The sequence below is a fragment of the Sporosarcina sp. Y1009 genome (assembly GCF_057669865.1).
Genome location: NZ_JBYHFO010000005.1, coordinates 273,547 through 288,684, shown reverse-complemented (window position 1 = coordinate 288,684; position 15,138 = coordinate 273,547). Strand labels below are relative to the sequence as shown.

Below are 15,138 nucleotides of genomic sequence, written 5' to 3'. Positions count from 1 at the left end.
CATAAGCATGAGAGCAACGAGCACAACTGGGTTCGCAGCGAGCATTAAATAATACGGGCCGCTCGATTTTAGAATTCAAATTAGTTCATAGGTACGACGAAACAATTCACTGTCTATTCTGTTTTCGTTGGACATATCAAATAATTCATGGTATTCTAAGTTCAGAAAAATAGGAATGGGAGGAAGATAGCATTCATTGTTAAAAAACGTAGCGAACCGATAATACTTGAAGGCCTTCGAGCAGCAATATCACGTATTGATCCGACACACGAAAAATTCGCCATGCTAAAATCGCAATACACTTCTCGTATTGGTGGGCTAGCAGGAGAGGAAAAGGTAGATCAAGTTTTCCGGAATTATAAATTTTCAATGGAACACAGGATTTTTAATGGCATTTCGCTTTCATCAAGTACAGACTTTCAAATTGACTCATTATTCGTTACCCCGGCATACGCAATCGTATTTGAAACTAAAAACTTGGCTGGTTCCATTAAGGTGAAAAGCAATCCACCGCAATTAGTTCAAACATTGGACAACGGAGATACAAGAAGTTATATAAGCCCTGTTGCACAAGTTCAATCAAATATGGAGTTGTTACAAGATTGGTTTCACAGCCGGAATATTTCACTTCAAATTTATGGTGTTGTCGTCCTAGCTTTCCCCAAAAAAGATGTTGAATTATTTGACACAGATATTCAGTTTTTGTACCCATCCGGTATTCCCTCATATATCCGGAGTCTCCCAACAATCCCCCATTTGTTGGACGAAAAAAACTTTTCCCTTATGATAAACGACCTTCTTCACAGCGATAAAGAATATATACCGAAGCCTATTTGTACAACCTATTCTATTCAAAAAAGTGATATTTTCACCGGAGTTGCATGTCCATCATGCTGTTTTTTAGGTATGACTAAATATAAGGGTGGTTGGCGCTGTCCAACATGTCCGCAAAAATGTTCGCATGCACATATACAGGCGATACGCGATTGGTTTCTTTTATTCGGTGGTAACATAACAAATAGAGAATGTCGCGATTTTCTTAACATAACACAGCGTCATACAGCTACCCGAATATTGAAAAGTATGGAATTGCACACTGAAGGCGAACAGCGTAATCGCACTTATACATTAAGAACCTTCAGATAAACAATCAAAAACGTGCACTACTTTCCAGTGCACGTTTAAATAATTACAAGAAAATAATTAATAATAATGGAATCAGAACTATAAGTACGATCAATACAGCAATTCCGACACAAATCATGATAACCCCAAAACCGCGCCATGCTGAAAAATTATGCACGAGTCCGATTCCTCTTGATAGAACAACCAGTCCATAAATCGAAACACCCATTAAGAGCAAGTTATGAAGAAAATAAAAACCGAACGACATATTCGTTATGGCAAAATCACCAATCGGCTGTATAAACAAACTCTCTCCATAAATGATAACAGCGATAATCCCAATCGGCATCGTCCATATCGTTGGAATGAGACCAGCCGCGACTGCATAACTCATATTGCGGATTGAACCAGTACCACCTAATAATTTTCCAATCCAAGTATAAACAACAGACACCAATCCCCAACTGGCGATGCTGATGATGATTGATAAAATAGTGACAATCACTAGAATAACAGGTAATGAAAAGCCTTCGAGAAAACCAGTATCCGCAAACGCTAAAATTCCTGTAGCAAAAGATGATAATATGGCTAGAAAAATTAAGTAACTGATTGATTTATTGTCAAGCATGTATTGCACGGTGTTCTTTGGCTGAGACCAAATCGATAATAATGGATTCATAAGACGACTCCCTTTTTATTTTATTATCAAATCATTGGAATAAAATGGCTACCCAGTTTTTCAAACTTCTTTCATCCTCTTTGCATACCACAAGGAACGAAGCATTCCTGTAATCGGAATTGCTAGTGACATTATTAACGCAATCATAATGACTTTTGCAAATAAATTCCAACCACTACCTTCGTACATCCAAAACATGAAAAACGTCAATAATAACGAGAAAAGGAGAGAACCGCCGCTCATCACCAATACTTTGCGGACATGCGCTTTCTTTTCTGTCAGATCAAACGTAAGCCGGGGTTTTATTTCCCCACGCTCATATTCTTTCATCCATAGCGCAGATCTGGCGATGGAGCTTGGAGAGAAAAACATTAACTGCCAGTCGTCACTTTTGTGAATATCAAAATAATGTAACGAAGTTTTCAATTGGAAATCATAGACATAAGACACTCGCTTTGGTTCCCCTTTTTGAAAAGTAAAGCGTGCACCTTGAATACGAACGAGATGATTGCCTTCCGCCGCCATATCATTTAACCAATTTTCCAATCGATCTGGGGCATTTGTCCATCCCAATTTCCATTTGACAAATGTATTTTCACGGGCAGGTTCAACATCAATAGATGAGCCAAAGTAGCGCTTTTCAAATGACCGCAGTTTCCGCGTTGCATGAATACACAGCCAAATGATCGCAACTAATTGTAATAAATACGGAACAAGAAACTTAACGGCTTGACCAAAGCCATCATTTTCAGAAACTGATAGCACGATAATGACAAGCGTTGCAAAAAAGAACAATTGCATGCCATAGAAAATTGAAATTCCAGTGAACACATTCGAGTGAAGGCGATTTCGCTTCAGTATATTATCGCGCACAGGATAAACGGTAATGGTAGGTTCCGCATTTTTCAAGAACTGCCAATTCCCTTTAGAAAAGAAACTACTCCAACCCGATTCTTCTAATCTATGCGACAGTTCACCACGAGATTTATCGAAAACAATTTGAAATTCAATCTTTTCACAATCCCCTTTTTCGAATGAAAACACGCGTATTTCCAGATTGATATCAACCAGCTGGTCACCATTCGCCGCCATTTCTGCTAACCAATGCTCCGTTTTTTCGACATCGTAACTCCAAAACGGTCGCCACTTTTTTATCGTCATTGGAATTCCCCCTCATGTTTAACCGCATTGGCATGCAATTCTTTTAGTCGAGTAATTTCATGTTGCATCAGAATTTTCCCTACATCGGTTATCTCGTAAATTTTCTTTCGCAATTCATCGGAATACACCGAAATAATGCCATCTCGTTGCATTTTCGTAAGCGTTCCGTAAATCGTGCCCGATCCAAGAACCAACCGGCCCGCCGTCAGTTCCTCAACATGTTTTATGATACCGTAGCCGTGGCGCGGGACTTTTAGGGATAATAAGATATAAAAAGCGGTTTCTGTCATTGGTAAATAAGATTTCAATACTTTTTCAATGCTCATCCGTATCACTTCCAATCCTAACCACTATGTCGCAACGTGACTGTGTCATAACTAGACTATATCACAACGTGACACATATAATCAATTACAAATACAAATGAAAAAAGAGTCTTCCGTTTAAGGAAAACTCTTACACCAATGCGTATGTCAGTATACATCCATTATTGGTATGTCTCAGGCAGTTCTTGGACTTTAGCTTGTTCCTCTTCTTCCTTAGCACGAGCATCAAAAATGGGTGCGCCTTCACCGACCATTTTCAACGAAGCAATATAATCTTCGTCATGTCTACGCGCCATTTCTTCCGGATCAATTGGTAAACGTTCCATAAACGATCAGCCTCCTTTACATAATAACCATGGCTAAATGTGACGGGAAAACTTAATCAAATCGATTATTCACTTTAATTATACCAAATTTTCTGTCACTAGTAAACTACAATGCTTCATTCGTAATACTTTTGTGATGTCAGGTTATACTATGCTTTAAGGAGGGATTTTAATGCAAAGAGTGATCTTATTTGACGGCGAGTGTAATTTTTGTGATTCGAGTGTACAATTTATCATCAAAAGGGACCCGTATGCATACTTTCATTTCGCATCATTACAAAGTGAAATAGGCGTAGCTTTGACGAAGAAATACGGCATACCTGAAGAGGTCGATAGCTTAGTTTATATTGAAAAAAATAAAGCATATACAAGATCTGGTGCAGCACTTCGTATCGCGAAAAAACTTGATGGATTATGGCATTTGTTATTTATATTTATACTCGTTCCAAGACCCATTCGTGACAGTGTTTATGCCTATATCGCTAGGAATCGTTATAAATGGTTCGGCAAAAAAGAACTCGCTTGTTCATTACCATCCCCAGAAGTTCGTGCACGATTTTTATAAATGTAAAAAGCCTTTTGGATTCCTCCAAAAGGCCATTCACATTCACACTTTTAATGCTTCATTTTCTTCTTTCGTAAAAATGCGAGATCGGACTAAGAAACGTTTCCCCTCAACACCCTCTAGTGAAAACATGCCGCCGCGTCCTTCTACTACATCGATAATGAGTTGCGTGTGTTTCCAATAGTCGAACTGGTTTTTATGCATATAAAACGGTGCGTCGCCAATGTGACCGAGAAGGACGTCTTGCTCCCCGATGATTAGCTCACCGTCTGGGTAGCACATTGGTGATGACCCATCGCAACAACCGCCCGACTGATGAAACATTAGCGGGCCATGTTTCTTTTTCAAAAACTCAATGAGTTCTAGTGTCGCGTCAGTCGCAATCACACGTTTTGTCATCTTCTCTTCTCTCAAAAGAATCCTTGTTTGTTTTCGTTGTAACTGACAAGCATGTTTTTCGTTTGCTGATAGCCGGAAAGCATATCGAGATGGTTTTCACGTCCAATACCAGATGCTTTGTAGCCTCCGAATGCTGCATGTGCTGGATAGACATGGTAACAATTCGTCCAAACGCGTCCTGCTTGAATACCACGACCGAAACGGTACGCCGTATTGACATCACGCGTCCAAATTCCAGAACCCAGACCATATAATGTGTCATTCGCAATTTCAAGTGCTTCTTCTTTCGTTTTAAATGTTGTGACTGAAACAACTGGCCCAAAAATCTCTTCTTGGAAAATCCGCATTTTATTGTCACCTTTAAAGACTGTCGGTTGAACATAATAGCCTTCTGCCAAATCGCCCTCGAGCTTATTTTGTGCGCCGCCCGTTAAGCATTCCGCGCCTTCTTGTTTACCGATATCTAGGTACGACAAGATTTTCTCCATTTGTTCATTTGAAGCTTGCGCCCCCATCATCACTGTTGGATCAAGCGGGTTTCCTACTTTAATTGCTTCTACTCGTGCAAGTGCGCGCTCCATGAATTTATCGTAAATCGATTCTTGGATCAAAGCCCGTGATGGACATGTGCACACTTCCCCTTGATTGAGCGCGAACATGACAAATCCTTCGACAGCTTTATCGAAAAATGCATCGTCTTCGTCAGCGATATCCTCAAAGAAGATATTTGGCGATTTTCCACCTAACTCAAGTGACACAGGGATTGTATTTTGGGACGCATATTGCATGATAAGACGTCCTGTCGTTGTTTCACCTGTGAAAGCAATTTTTCCAATTCGCGGACTCGATGCAAGTGGTTTCCCTGCTTCTAAGCCAAAACCATTCACAACATTTATAACACCCGCTGGAAGTAGATCTTCGATTAGTTCAACAAGAACCATAATCGATGCAGGTGTTTGTTCAGCTGGTTTTAAAATGACACAGTTTCCAGCTGCGAGTGCGGGTGCGAGTTTCCAAACTGCCATTAAGATTGGGAAGTTCCACGGAATAATTTGGCCAACGACGCCAATTGGCTCATGGAAATGATACGCGACTGTATCATCATCAATTTGGCTCACGCCACCTTCTTGTGCACGAATTGCCCCTGCGAAATAACGGAAGTGGTCGATTGCTAGCGGAATGTCCGCGTTCAATGTTTCCCGAACCGCTTTTCCGTTTTCCCAAGTTTCCGCAACTGCCAACAATTCTAAGTTTTGCTCCATACGTTCAGCGATTTTATTTAAAATATTTGAGCGTTCTGTGACTGACGTTTTTCCCCACGCATCTTTTGCGCCGTGTGCAGCATCCAGTGCCAATTCAATATCTTCTTTCGTAGAACGCGCGACTTGTGTGAAAACCTTCCCCGTCACTGGTGTTATATTGTCAAAGTACTCACCGTTAACCGGCGGTGTCCATTTCCCACCAATATAGTTCTCGTACCGTTCCTTATAATTTACTTTTGCTCCGTCCGTGTTTGGAAATGCGTAAACATGATTTTCTACTGCTTGTACCATTTTCCATTCCTCCCATTTCGATAATTTTCTAAAACTGTGCTGCGCATAGATTCCTATGAATCTACTTGCCTACCAAATTCCTGAAATCCTAAGAGGTTACTTACTCATTATGTCAGATTAGATACAATATTTCAACTAGACTAATATCAAATTCTATTTAAGTGTTTGTTTCCGACAATTTTTGCTGTAATTCGATTGTATTCCCCAGGAAATATGATGAATCAAGGCTGATTTCTGAACCAACTATAGGTCTTTCAATTCTTTTTAAGGTTAGCCTTCATCGCTAAAACCATTCACTGCCACTCGAGGTAATCCGAATCATCTAACACCACTCCCTGCTCTATTGGGGTTTAAACCAACATGATGAAATGCTATGGATTTTTTCCACGCACTACTATCCTATGGGCGAGCGTCTAGGGATATGCATAAATTCTTTAAGTTTTTTTATTCAACAAAAAAAGCCCCCTATCTTTACGAGATAGAGAGACTTTACAAAGCGGTTTTCGCATGGTGACTTGTTCTATTGGATTCCTAGCTAGCATTCTTGTTTTACTTGTTCAGGTAAGCCCATGCATATTGTGCATAAAGTTCTGCGCCTGTGACTAGTGCGTCTTCGTCGATGTCGAAGTTCCCGTGATGGTGCGACCATTCGGTGTCTTTTTCGGCATTTCCGCTTCCGACAAGCGCGAAGCTTCCCGGTGCTTTGTCTAGGTAGAATGAGAAATCTTCTGCACCCATCGTTGGTTTTTCATTGTAAATAACGTCGGATCCGAAAGCTTCTGCGGCGACTTGTTGAACGAGATCCGCACTCTTTTCATCATTTACAACGGGTTGGGTACCGCGGATGTACTCGACTTCTGCAGTTGCTCCGTACATCGCAGCGACGCTCTCTGCGTAGTGAGAAATACTTTTTTCAATATGATCGCGCGTTTCTTGGCTGAACGTGCGAACTGTACCTTCTATAACCGCATTCTCGGCAATTACGTTAAAACGCGTGCCTACATCCATTTTACCAATTGTAAGCACAGCAGGACTTTGTGGGTCGATTGTTCGTGAAATAACTGTTTGAACATTCATCACGAACGAAGAAGCTACGAGTGTAGCATCAATGCAATCTTCAGGCATCGCGCCGTGACCACCTTTTCCTGTGAAATTCACACGGATAATATCAGCCGCGGCAAATGTTGGTCCAGGTGGGCATGAAACTTTATGTGTCGGCATTTGTGACCAAATATGTATTCCAAACACATTATCTACATCATCCATCGCGCCTTGTTCGACCATCGCTTTTGCGCCTTCAGCAATTTCTTCAGCTGGTTGGAACACAAGACGCACACTCCCTTGAAGCTCATCCTGTACCTCCGATAGCGCCTTTGCGGCGATTAACAGCATGGATGTATGCGCATCATGGCCACAGGCATGCATTTTTCCCGCTACTTTTGAAGCGTAAGGAACGTGCGTATTAAGCTGTTCAACAGGAAGCGCATCCATGTCCCCGCGTAAGGCAACCATTTTCCCATGCGATTTCCCACTAATTGTTGCGATGACACCCGTCGGTTCAGTTCTTCGATATGAAATTCCAAGCCCATCAAGATAATTGCAAATGAATTGCGTCGTCTGCTCTTCTTCCCAAGGTAATTCTGGTTCACTGTGTAATTTTCGTCGAAGCGCTGTTAATTCGTCGCTATATTGAGTGATTAAATCTTTAATTTTTTGATTGATCATGATGTTTTTTCCTCCATTAATCTTTTGACCGTTTCAAATAGAATTGTTGCACCCGCCGCTATATCAGAAGCATCCGACCATTCCTCAGGGCAGTGGCTAAGTCCATTTTTACTCGGGATGAACACCATTCCGCAAGAAGTGAAATCCGATAACACCATCGCATCATGGCCGGCACCACTTTGGATGGTGCAATTTGAAATGTCTAATGCATCGCTTGTTTCTTTCAAGATGGAACGAATATTTTCATCCAATAGCTTTGGTTGAATATAAAGATTTTCCTCCACAGTCATCTGAATACCAGTCTCCATTTGTGCTGCAATTCGTTCCTCTGTCCGTCGAACCGCATCTAATACATGTGTTTCTTCACCTGAACGGATATCGATTGTGAACGTAACTTTATCCGGAATCACATTGGCCCCATTTGGATAAACAGTCAATCGCCCCGTCGTTATGACCGTTCCTCCTCCGACTGAATTTGCAATATTCGGTAAGTCTGCGATGAGTTTTGCAGCCGATACTAAAGCATCCGCACGACGATCCATTGGCGTTGTCCCTGCATGTCCCGCTTGACCTTGCACGGTGACTTCTAATTGCGTTAACCCTACAATCGCCTCTACAATTCCAACTTGAATGCCTTTCTCTTCAAGTATGGGACCTTGTTCAATATGAAGTTCCAAAAAAGCACGGATGGTTTCGGGATCACGCACTTTTCTTTTCGTAGGGTCCAAACCGATTTTCAACATTGCATCTTCTGCCAAAATATCATCTTTATCCGAAAGTAATCTAAAATCTTTTTCGGAAAGGACACCCATCATCCCTCTTGAACCCATGAGACCGCCGCCAAAACGTGAACCTTCTTCTTCAACGAGTGCAATAATTTCAAGGGGATATGTAGGTTGAATCGCATTTTCTTTGAACAATGCTGCGACTTCCAACCCAACAACGACACCAGCGGCACCATCATAAGAGCCTCCATTCGGAACGGAGTCAAAATGAGAGCCGACAATGACAGATGGGCCTTCAGGAAATGAGCCTTCAAGTTTCCCGAAGATATTTCCAAAGCCATCTTCACTGACAACTAGATCCAAAGCCGTCATTTGATTCTTAATATAGTTTCGCGCCTGCAAATCTTCTGGACTATATGTGAGTCGCGTGACACCTTCGCCAGGCGTTGCTGTATATTGGCGTAACGATTCGATATGTTGCTCAATTCGTTTGATATTTGCCTGCATCATGTTTCCCCCCAACTACTTTATAGAAATCCAACAAATATACCTGCAAGTACGACAGAGACAATCGTCACGCTGATAAAACCACCGACGAGCATTGGCGGTAGCATATGACTCGTTAACACTTTGCGTTCTTCCTCATCTTCCGTTAAGGCGACAATTACTTCATTTGTAATAATATAGTCTGCTGGGAATCCGTATAATGCCGTCAATGAAATCGCAAACGCCATTTCTTTACTCACTTTGAGGACTTTCCCCATGAAAAATGAGAATATGTACATCCCAAGAACCCCTAATCCAATACAAGCAATGAGTGGGTACAAAATGTCCATCATCATTTCAGGCGTCGCAACTTTCAACCCGTCGAAGACAAAAAGCATAAGCGCAAGGATTGCAAAACCAAATCCATTGGCCTTTTGCAAGACTTGGCGTTCTAAGAAACCTACGCTCGTTGCGATAACACCGAATAACAAACAAAGAACATATGGACTAATGGTGAAAAGTGGTGCCAGCATTTCAGAAGTAAGATACGCAAGATAACCCACAACCGCCAGCCTGAAAAACTTGAAATAATCTGTATTATATTTCTTAGGCATTTTACTAAACAACTTGAGTTCGGGTTTCGCTGATTCCTTCTCAGCTTCTAATTCCTCAGCCAACTCCCCGTTTCGATATTTAGCAAGAAGCATTTTCCCTTCTTTTTTCAGCATAACTGAAGTTAACGGGTAGCCTGCGAATCCTTGCATTACGTAAATTACGATTGCGAAAACAGACAACATCGTTAATCCTGCACCCGCTGCACCTTCTGACATGATTAACGCGGAGACAATACCGCCGACAAGAGGAGGAATCGCAACTAGCACCGTTTGAACATCAAATAATAATGTTCCAATTCCAAATAAGATGACAACAATCCCCAATATTCCTGCCAGGGAAATTAAAATGGTTTTCCACTGCCTGATTAATTCTTGAACTGAAAGCAATGTACCCATATTTGTAATTAGCAAATAGATTAACATCGTAGCAACAACGGGTGGCACACCTGCAAGCGCGACAATATCTTGCGGGAAAAATGTCCAATAACCGAGTAAAAATAGGACCGCGCTGATAAACACAGAAGGAATCCAGGCCTTCGTGCGAACGGCAACAAGATCACCGATAAATAAGATAGCAACAACAAGAACCAACGCGAGCATTTGAGACATAAAAGTTCCCCTTTTCTGATAATGATGAATCTACATACATTAGCATAAAAGTTTGTGAATTAAAAGCACAACTTTTTCCAGTTACATTAGAAATGCTTTCAAATCAACATTTCCTATGGTCATTAATTGTTTACTTCTTCGTAATAGTTTGTTCATATTTCCCATGTAAACTAAAGATAATTAGAACAAAACAAATAAGGAGGAATTATAATGGAAACAGAAAAGAAAAATGGAAAAGCAAAACGTTTTCTATCGACCGTTGCTGCAGGAATCATTGGTTCCATGCTCACACTCGGCGTCGTTTTCAATACAGATTTACTACCAGAAGCAGCAGGGTCCTCGGAGATTCAGTCGGAAAGTCAACCAGCGTATAATGTTGAACAAACATCTGCTAAAAACGACCTTTCACTTCCAGATATGGTTGAGAGCGCGTCCAGCGCAATCGTTGGCGTCGTGAATTATACAAGCGACGGGAATCGATTTGCCAGTGATGTAAAAGATATTCAAAATGGCACAGGTTCCGGGGTTGTTTATAAAATCGATGGCAATGATGCGTATATCGTCACAAATAATCACGTAATTGACGGCGCAAAGAAAATAGAGGTGTCATTGGAAAGCGGCGATACGACGACCGCAGAACTCGTTGGTCAGGACGCGCTTAGTGATTTAGCCGTTTTAAAAATGGATGCCAAATTTGCAAATAGCGTTCTGGAGTTTGGTGATTCTGATGTACTTCGTGCCGGGGATCCAGTCGTCGCAATCGGGAATCCACTCGGTCTCGAGTTTTCTCGAACGGTGACACAAGGAATTGTCAGTGCCGTTGACAGAGCGATAGATGTAGAGACGGCTGCTGGTTCTTGGGAATTGAACGTTATCCAAACTGATGCAGCCATCAACCCTGGAAACTCGGGTGGGGCATTATTGAATGCAGCAGGTGAACTCATTGGGATCAATAGTTTAAAAATTGCACAAGGTGGTGTGGAAGGACTTGGATTTGCCATTCCGAGTAACGACGTCCTCCCCATCGTCGATGAAATCACTAAAAATGGCAGTATAGAACGACCATATATTGGTGTAGGGCTTGCCAATCTAAATGAAGTACGCGGAGAATATGTACAACATCTTCCGGCATCAGTTGAAGGCGGCGTTATGGTTGTCAGTGTCGATCCAGAATCAGCTGCCGGAAAAGCAGGTGTCAAGGAAGCAGATATCATTACGGAAATCAACGGGATCGCTGTTAAAAATGCGACTGAGTTGCGCAAATTTCTTTACTCAGAATTAAAGATTGGTGAGAAAGCATCATTCAATGTATATCGCGGCGCAGAGAAAATCACGATTGACCTAACTTTGACGAGTAATAAAAAATAAGAACAGCGCTTTAGCCCATAACCGAGTACTTGATTTTTCAAGTATTCGGTTTTTTCTTTGATGCCGTAGATTTTCCGGTTGAGGCAAGGATACTTCTATATGAAATACTGCTTCTGATAGTTCGCTTGTACTTGGTATGGTTTTGCTTGCACTTCTTAAGGGTTTGATTGCACTCAGGAGACGTTTCCTTGCATTCAAATCAATTTGCTTGCAAGTCGGGACCTTTAACCTATTATAAACACTCCTTTATCTAACCGAAATTCACTTTGGTCTGAAAAGGGGTTTCTAGTTGCTTATTTATCATTTTCACCTTAATTTTAAGATAAAGAGAACTTGGGGAAAGGAGGCATTTGATTGAAAATACTAGTAATTGAGGACAATGAAAGTGTCTCTTCAATGATTGAATTATTCTTTTCGAAAGAAGGAATAGACGGAGAATTTGTGAAAGATGGACTCGAAGGCTTAAAGCGGGCACGTGAAGGTGGTTGGGATTGCCTCATCATCGACTGGATGTTACCTGGTATGGAAGGAATTATGATTTGTCGAACATTGCGGGCAGAAGATTATTCAGGCCCAATTATTATGCTAACTGCAAAAAATAGTGAATCCGACCAAGTACTGGGCCTTGAAATGGGTGCGGATGATTACGTAACAAAACCATTCAGCCCGTTGACTTTAATGGCACGCATTAAAGCCGTTACACGCCGATACTTCACGCACTTAGCCGAACCAGAGCAGACAGGTATCATTACAACAACCCATTTTACAATCAATCAAAATACCAGAGAAGTATTACTTGACGGACAATCGATTCAAAACTTAACCCCTAAAGAATTCGATTTATTACTGCATTTCGTACAGCATCCAAAGCAAGTATTTTCACGCGAACAACTTTTAGAGCGCGTTTGGGGGTTTGACTTTTACGGGGACGATCGAACAGTGGACGTTCACATAAAACGATTACGGACAAAAATCGCAACCGATACGCAGCCTTTTTTCCATACGGTTTGGGGTGTCGGGTATCGTTTTGATGAAACCGTTGGTGAGACTACTTGAAAATCAAATACTTATACCAACAAATTGCAAGTCACTTAAGTGTGATCATTGTCGCGTTCCTCATTTTAAGCTTGGTTTTTTCCCAGTATGTTGAGAAGTTTGTTTACGACGCTAAAACAGAGGAACTCATCACTTACGGACAAAACATCTTAACAGATACAGAAAGAAGCCAACTAAGTTCGACAACTATTTTACAATCTTACGGCCATATTCTCGATGGCCGAGATATCCAATATAGCCTATTTAACGAAAACTCGGTTATCACGTATTCAACCGGTCAAAATACACCACTGATCGAACTGCGGGAAGAGGAATGGGAAGACATACAAAACGGGAATATTATTACTGTTAAACAAGATTTCAATCGATTCGATGAAGCCGTTACGTTTGTCTTACTACCGTATTTTCATAACACTGAGTTTGTCGGTGGAATCCTACTCACTTCCCCGATTAAAGGATCACGTCAAGTCGTCACAGAAATGAATACCTTTTTACTCTACACAACCGGGATTGCACTCGTCTTTTCATTATTACTCAGTTGGATTTTGTCCTTTTTTCATGTTCGGCGCATTAAACGACTACAAGAAGCAACCTCACTCGTTTCTGGCGGCGATTATTCCGTCCGAATTCCATCCTCCAACTTCGATGAAATTAGTGAGCTTGCCGGTGATTTTAATAGTATGGTGAAAAAGTTAAATGCATCAATGGAAGAAATTCAAACGTTAGAAAACCGACGACGCCAATTCATGGCAGATGTTTCACACGAATTACGAACACCCCTCACAACGATTCGTGGAATTATCGAAGGTATTAGCAATGACATGATTTCAGAAGAAGAAAAAATAAAAGGACTTGGCCTTGCGAGCAATGAAACTCGACGTCTCATTCGACTTGTCAATGAAAACTTGGATTATGAAAAAATTCGTTCTAACCAAATTGTATTGCATAAACAAGAAATTCAGCTGATCGAGTTGTTTGAAATCATCAAAGACCAACTCAGTGAAATGAGTGCCCAGCGAAATAATGAAATCGTTATTTCCACTGCATCTGACGTCCGAATCCACGCAGACTACGATCGGATGACTCAAATTCTAATCAATATTATCAAAAACAGTATACAATTTACTGAAAATGGTGTAATTGCTTTACATGGATATGAACAAGGTGAGCATACGATCATTGAAATTTCGGATACGGGGATTGGCATTGATCCTGCTGATATCGAAAAGATTTGGAGCCGCTTTTATAAGGCAATCTTGTCAAGAACGACCAATCCATATGGAGAGTTCGGACTTGGGTTATCCATTGTCAAACAACTCGTAATGATGCATAATGGAACAATCGATGTTGAAAGTATCAAAGGACAAGGTACGAAATTTACAATTATTTTGCCGAAATAGGGTATACTACTATTTACGTAAATAGAAGTTTTTATCATCAAATTCTATTTGTTAATAGTTTGTTCATAATTCACATGTACAATCAAAGGAAATCTAACATTTATGGGGGAGAAATAATTGAGTAAGAAGTTCATGAAATCACTACTACTAACAGCTGTACTCGCAGTCTCATTTGTACTTGCAGGTTGCGCCGATAACAACAAGAACAATGAAGATGTCGCAACTGTTGAAGGCGAAAAGATTACAAAAGATGAGTTATACGATGCTATGGTACAAGCTGGCGGGCAAGAAGCACTTTCAATACTAATTGATGGTAAACTAATTGACCTAGAAGTAAAAGATGAAAAAATTGAAGTATCCGACGAAGAAGTTGATGAAGAACTATCAGCATTTGTTGAAACTAGCGGCGGAGATGAAGCTTTCAAGACCGCTTTAGAACAAAGTGGAATGACTGAAAAAGAATTCAAAGATAATATCGTTGAGTACTTATCTCTTCGTAAGTTATTAGAACCACGCATTGATATTACCGATGAAGAACTCGAAGCATTCTTTGAAGAAACAAAAGCGCAATGGGCACAAGCTGAACAAGTTCAAGCAAGCCATATTCTTGTTGATGACGAGGAAACTGCCAAAGAAGTCGAGCAAAAATTGGAAGACGGCGGAGACTTTGCAGAACTCGCTGCAGAGTATTCACAGGACCCATCGAACGCTAACAACGGTGGCGATTTAGGTTATTTCGGCAGAGGTCAAATGGTTCCTGAATTTGATGAAGCTGTCTTCGCAATGGAAATCGACGAAATTAGCGGTCCAGTTGAAACTAGCCACGGTTTCCACATTATTCACGTAACGGATAAAAAAGAAGAAAAAGAAGCGAGCCTTGAAGAATCAGAAGAGCTAGTAAGAGACGCACTTTTCGAAAGAAAAATGCAAACGGAATACGGCGCTCTAATTGCAGAACTGAAAGAAAAGTACACAGTTGAAAATAATTTATAACATAGCAAAGGAAAAGCTCATCGGGCTT

15 protein-coding genes are annotated in these 15,138 nt (G+C 40.9%); 6 read left to right on the top strand and 9 right to left on the bottom strand.

What is annotated here, in order from left to right:
• Window positions 1-282: 282 nt before the first annotated feature.
• Window positions 283-1,146: a nuclease-related domain-containing protein gene (locus tag AC25Y1_RS09000; RefSeq protein WP_488147636.1), complete on the top strand. Its 864-nt coding sequence runs from the start codon at window positions 283-285 to the stop codon at window positions 1,144-1,146.
• A 43-nt stretch (window positions 1,147-1,189) separates the two neighbouring features.
• On the opposite strand, the gene AC25Y1_RS08995 is transcribed toward AC25Y1_RS09000, so the two are convergent.
• From AC25Y1_RS08995 to AC25Y1_RS08980, 4 genes are all read right to left on the bottom strand, one after another.
• The gene (locus AC25Y1_RS08995) at window positions 1,190-1,804 is read right to left on the bottom strand and encodes a YIP1 family protein (RefSeq protein ID WP_488147635.1); all 615 of its coding nucleotides are present in this window, start codon (window positions 1,802-1,804) and stop codon (window positions 1,190-1,192) included.
• 60 nt (window positions 1,805-1,864) lie between these two features.
• The gene (locus tag AC25Y1_RS08990; protein WP_488147634.1) at window positions 1,865-2,965 is read right to left on the bottom strand and encodes a DUF2812 domain-containing protein; all 1,101 of its coding nucleotides are present in this window, start codon (window positions 2,963-2,965) and stop codon (window positions 1,865-1,867) included.
• A complete protein-coding gene (locus AC25Y1_RS08985) occupies window positions 2,962-3,291 on the bottom strand; it encodes a PadR family transcriptional regulator (RefSeq protein WP_488147633.1) in 330 nt (109 codons plus the stop codon). The genes AC25Y1_RS08990 and AC25Y1_RS08985 overlap by 4 nt, the downstream gene beginning before the upstream one ends.
• Before the next feature lie 161 nt (window positions 3,292-3,452).
• A complete protein-coding gene (locus AC25Y1_RS08980; RefSeq protein ID WP_488147632.1) occupies window positions 3,453-3,617 on the bottom strand; it encodes a hypothetical protein in 165 nt (54 codons plus the stop codon).
• Window positions 3,618-3,789: 172 nt separating this feature from the next.
• On the opposite strand from AC25Y1_RS08980, the gene AC25Y1_RS08975 reads away from it, so the two are divergent.
• Entirely contained in the window at window positions 3,790-4,182 is a 393-nt protein-coding gene (locus AC25Y1_RS08975) for a thiol-disulfide oxidoreductase DCC family protein (RefSeq protein WP_488147631.1), read from the top strand.
• 42 nt (window positions 4,183-4,224) lie between these two features.
• On the opposite strand, the gene AC25Y1_RS08970 is transcribed toward AC25Y1_RS08975, so the two are convergent.
• The 5 genes from AC25Y1_RS08970 to AC25Y1_RS08950 form a co-directional block, all read right to left on the bottom strand.
• A complete protein-coding gene (locus AC25Y1_RS08970) occupies window positions 4,225-4,581 on the bottom strand; it encodes a DUF779 domain-containing protein (protein ID WP_488147630.1) in 357 nt (118 codons plus the stop codon).
• An 11-nt stretch (window positions 4,582-4,592) separates the two neighbouring features.
• Window positions 4,593-6,134 carry an aldehyde dehydrogenase gene (gene adh, locus AC25Y1_RS08965; protein WP_488147629.1) on the bottom strand — a complete coding sequence of 514 codons (1,542 nt, stop codon included), beginning with the start codon at window positions 6,132-6,134 and terminating at the stop codon, window positions 4,593-4,595.
• A 549-nt stretch (window positions 6,135-6,683) separates the two neighbouring features.
• A complete protein-coding gene (locus AC25Y1_RS08960) occupies window positions 6,684-7,859 on the bottom strand; it encodes an amidohydrolase (RefSeq protein WP_488147628.1) in 1,176 nt (391 codons plus the stop codon).
• The gene (locus tag AC25Y1_RS08955) at window positions 7,856-9,091 is read right to left on the bottom strand and encodes an allantoate amidohydrolase (RefSeq protein ID WP_488147627.1); all 1,236 of its coding nucleotides are present in this window, start codon (window positions 9,089-9,091) and stop codon (window positions 7,856-7,858) included. The genes AC25Y1_RS08960 and AC25Y1_RS08955 overlap by 4 nt, the downstream gene beginning before the upstream one ends.
• A gap of 20 nt (window positions 9,092-9,111) precedes the next feature.
• Window positions 9,112-10,293 carry a hypothetical protein gene (locus AC25Y1_RS08950; RefSeq protein WP_488147626.1) on the bottom strand — a complete coding sequence of 394 codons (1,182 nt, stop codon included), beginning with the start codon at window positions 10,291-10,293 and terminating at the stop codon, window positions 9,112-9,114.
• Between the two features lie 210 nt (window positions 10,294-10,503).
• On the opposite strand from AC25Y1_RS08950, the gene AC25Y1_RS08945 reads away from it, so the two are divergent.
• The 4 genes from AC25Y1_RS08945 (at window position 10,504) to AC25Y1_RS08930 (ending at window position 15,110) form a co-directional block, all read left to right on the top strand.
• Window positions 10,504-11,661 (top strand): S1C family serine protease, encoded by a 1,158-nt coding sequence (locus AC25Y1_RS08945; RefSeq protein ID WP_488147625.1) that lies wholly within the window; start codon window positions 10,504-10,506, stop codon window positions 11,659-11,661.
• 354 nt (window positions 11,662-12,015) lie between these two features.
• On the top strand, window positions 12,016-12,717 hold the full coding sequence (locus tag AC25Y1_RS08940) for a winged helix-turn-helix domain-containing protein (RefSeq protein WP_488147624.1): 702 nt from the start codon (window positions 12,016-12,018) through the stop codon (window positions 12,715-12,717).
• Complete coding sequence (locus tag AC25Y1_RS08935) at window positions 12,714-14,117, top strand: sensor histidine kinase (protein ID WP_488147623.1); 1,404 nt, start codon at window positions 12,714-12,716, stop codon at window positions 14,115-14,117. The genes AC25Y1_RS08940 and AC25Y1_RS08935 overlap by 4 nt, the downstream gene beginning before the upstream one ends.
• Window positions 14,118-14,234: 117 nt before the next feature.
• On the top strand, window positions 14,235-15,110 hold the full coding sequence (locus AC25Y1_RS08930; RefSeq protein WP_488147622.1) for a foldase protein PrsA: 876 nt from the start codon (window positions 14,235-14,237) through the stop codon (window positions 15,108-15,110).
• Window positions 15,111-15,138: the final 28 nt, after the last annotated feature.

Coding starts and splice junctions, on each gene's coding strand:
- AC25Y1_RS09000 (WP_488147636.1), top strand. CDS start 283: ATGCTAAAATCGCAATACACTTCTCGTATTGGTGGGCTAGCAGGAGAG.
- AC25Y1_RS08995 (WP_488147635.1), bottom strand. CDS start 1,804: ATGAATCCATTATTATCGATTTGGTCTCAGCCAAAGAACACCGTGCAA.
- AC25Y1_RS08990 (WP_488147634.1), bottom strand. CDS start 2,965: ATGACGATAAAAAAGTGGCGACCGTTTTGGAGTTACGATGTCGAAAAA.
- AC25Y1_RS08985 (WP_488147633.1), bottom strand. CDS start 3,291: ATGAGCATTGAAAAAGTATTGAAATCTTATTTACCAATGACAGAAACC.
- AC25Y1_RS08980 (WP_488147632.1), bottom strand. CDS start 3,617: ATGGAACGTTTACCAATTGATCCGGAAGAAATGGCGCGTAGACATGAC.
- AC25Y1_RS08975 (WP_488147631.1), top strand. CDS start 3,790: ATGCAAAGAGTGATCTTATTTGACGGCGAGTGTAATTTTTGTGATTCG.
- AC25Y1_RS08970 (WP_488147630.1), bottom strand. CDS start 4,581: ATGACAAAACGTGTGATTGCGACTGACGCGACACTAGAACTCATTGAG.
- adh (WP_488147629.1), bottom strand. CDS start 6,134: ATGGTACAAGCAGTAGAAAATCATGTTTACGCATTTCCAAACACGGAC.
- AC25Y1_RS08960 (WP_488147628.1), bottom strand. CDS start 7,859: ATGATCAATCAAAAAATTAAAGATTTAATCACTCAATATAGCGACGAA.
- AC25Y1_RS08955 (WP_488147627.1), bottom strand. CDS start 9,091: ATGCAGGCAAATATCAAACGAATTGAGCAACATATCGAATCGTTACGC.
- AC25Y1_RS08950 (WP_488147626.1), bottom strand. CDS start 10,293: ATGTCTCAAATGCTCGCGTTGGTTCTTGTTGTTGCTATCTTATTTATC.
- AC25Y1_RS08945 (WP_488147625.1), top strand. CDS start 10,504: ATGGAAACAGAAAAGAAAAATGGAAAAGCAAAACGTTTTCTATCGACC.